This window comes from Escherichia sp. WS1450 (genome assembly GCF_046487395.1).
Lineage (GTDB): Bacteria > Pseudomonadota > Gammaproteobacteria > Enterobacterales > Enterobacteriaceae > Escherichia > Escherichia coli.
Window position 1 is genome coordinate 1 of sequence record NZ_JBJQJO010000094.1, and the last position, 2,283, is coordinate 2,283.

Consider the following 2,283-nt stretch of genomic DNA (forward strand, 5'->3'; position numbering starts at 1 on the left):
CATCAGTCAGTTTGCGGCCTGCACTTCTCCGTTGACATCTTTGTTATATGGTACAACTGCGCAGAGGCCTGTCTCTTCAATTGTGCCAGTTGAATACTACGATACAACGCTAGGTCTTCCAATATGGACACAGTATCATCTGAATGGAAGAGGGCGTATGGTACAAGTGTATGATAATGCGGGTGCTTAGCACCCGCTTATTTAATTAATTGCAGTTGAATGTAATGTTTTTATCGTAAACAAAAATCTTCTTATCTCCGACGTCAATAACCTTTGATGGATTACCAATCTCTTTAATTGTTATATTTCTCATAACCTCGTCATCGGTAATTATGAAATTTCCTCCGCGCTCATACCAATAGTTTTTTGACAACCATTTATTGCATGCAAGTATATTCAAACCTCGGTTTACATCAATCGGAGCAATTGATATGTCTCCATCTATACTTGCTGATGAAGCAAACCAGAAAGATGCATACCCGTTTGTGAGGTTATTCTGCCTTACAGTGTGTTTTATCTGATTTATAATATCATTAGAATTGTCTTTTTTTTCATGCATATAAATAGAACAAAAGAGAATAAATGTTGTAACAACCCCTAATGCGATGAATTTCCACCCTCTGGAGTTGTTAGATCTGCCAATAACAACAGGTGCTAGTATAAAAAATGGAACGATATATCTTATCGTCCATTCATCTATTGGACGGTTACTTGCAAGGTATGCTGGTATCATTATAATACAAGCTATACATATAGCCATATTGATCATGGAGGTTTTGAATATTTCCTTTACTGACATTGCAACTAATATAAGAAGTAAAATCATTACAACAAAACAAAAAACAGAAATAAGCGCTGTAATATCAGAAGGTGGCTTGCCAAAGAAGAAAGCTCCACTGTATAGGAGGAATCCTTTTACGAATAAGTATAAATTATTCAGGATATCATCAAATGCAACAAATGTTGGATCTGGAACGCCTGGCAAAATGTACCAGTTATGAGCTCTTGCGTACATGGTCATAATTTTTGATGCAACATATGCAAATATAGTTGCAACTAGTATGATCAGATTTTTTTGGCTTTTGGTTTTTACTATAAAAATCACTGATGATATTGCTACTGGTGCAATAATGAGTAGCTTTATGATGTCATCACTGAAACAAGCTAGAGCTAACACTAAAATATAAAGAGATAGAGAAATTAACGATCTTGTTTTGGAAAAATTGTCTAACATTATGAAGCAAAACAACATGGATACATATGTGCCGACATGTATCACAGGTATTAATACGTTTAATACTGCAAACCCAGAAGGCAGCGCAACGCAAAATGAAATGGCCCATAACGATGAAAGCCTTTCTTTTGAAAGATAAAATGTCATCAATGTAACCATTGAATACATAATTGCCGGTATGCAGTATGCTTGGTACTGTCCGTACCAGAATACCTTTGAAGCAAGCCCGTACCATATTATGTCTGTAAAATAGAATGATACTGTAGAGAGATACCATCCACTAAGCGTCCAATTTCCGTCCGCAATGTCCTTACCCTCAAGAAGTCCAGAAACAGCATCCGAACTTGGCAAAATCTGTTTTGAAATCGAGGCGTAGAAGAAAGTCAAGAATATAAATCCAATGATGTATATGGCTGTTTTTTTTATATTTAAAGTCATTTTACTTATCCTTTAGAATGTATCTTGGTCGCTGCTTAACTTCAACATAAATCCTTCCTATATACTCTCCAAGAACTCCTATGCCTATTAACTGAACTCCACCAAGAAACAATATTGATACAATGATAGAAGGGTAACCTGGAACACTATTTCCAAACATCAATTTATCAGCAATCATCCATGCTCCATAAAGGAATGATAAGGTTGCCACAAACAGGCCTATATAAGTCCACATGCGCAAAGGGAAAGTAGAAAAGCTAGTGATCCCTTCCAGCGCCAAGTTCCATAGCTTCCATCCATTGAACTTTGTGCTTCCTGCAACTCGTTCTGCTCGCGCATATTCTACGACATCGGTTCGACCACCAACCCAGCTCAGCACACCCTTCATAAACAGGTTTCGTTCTGGCATGAGCTTAATGTTTTCTACTACTTCGCGAGACATGAGCCGGAAGTCGCCAACATTTTCTTCTATCTTAGGGTTGCTGATTTTGTTATGAAGCTTATAGAACCACTCAGCAGATTTACGCTTCAGCCTGCTGTCAGTGGAGCGGTCAGAGCGTTTAGCCAGAACCATATCTGCACCGGCCTGCCATTTCTCTATCAAGTGAGGA

2 protein-coding genes are annotated in these 2,283 nt (G+C 37.9%); both read right to left on the minus strand.

Annotation, left to right across the window (positions count from 1 at the left end; translation table 11 throughout):
• Window positions 1–205 precede the first annotated feature (205 nt).
• Window positions 206–1,672, minus strand: a complete 1,467-nt coding sequence (locus tag ACJHYR_RS27515) for a hypothetical protein (RefSeq protein ID WP_000174193.1) — start codon at window positions 1,670–1,672, stop codon at window positions 206–208.
• Window position 1,673: 1 nt separating this feature from the next.
• Window positions 1,674–2,283 (minus strand): glycosyltransferase (locus tag ACJHYR_RS27520; RefSeq protein ID WP_410233200.1); only part of this gene is annotated, 610 nt, incomplete at its 5' end.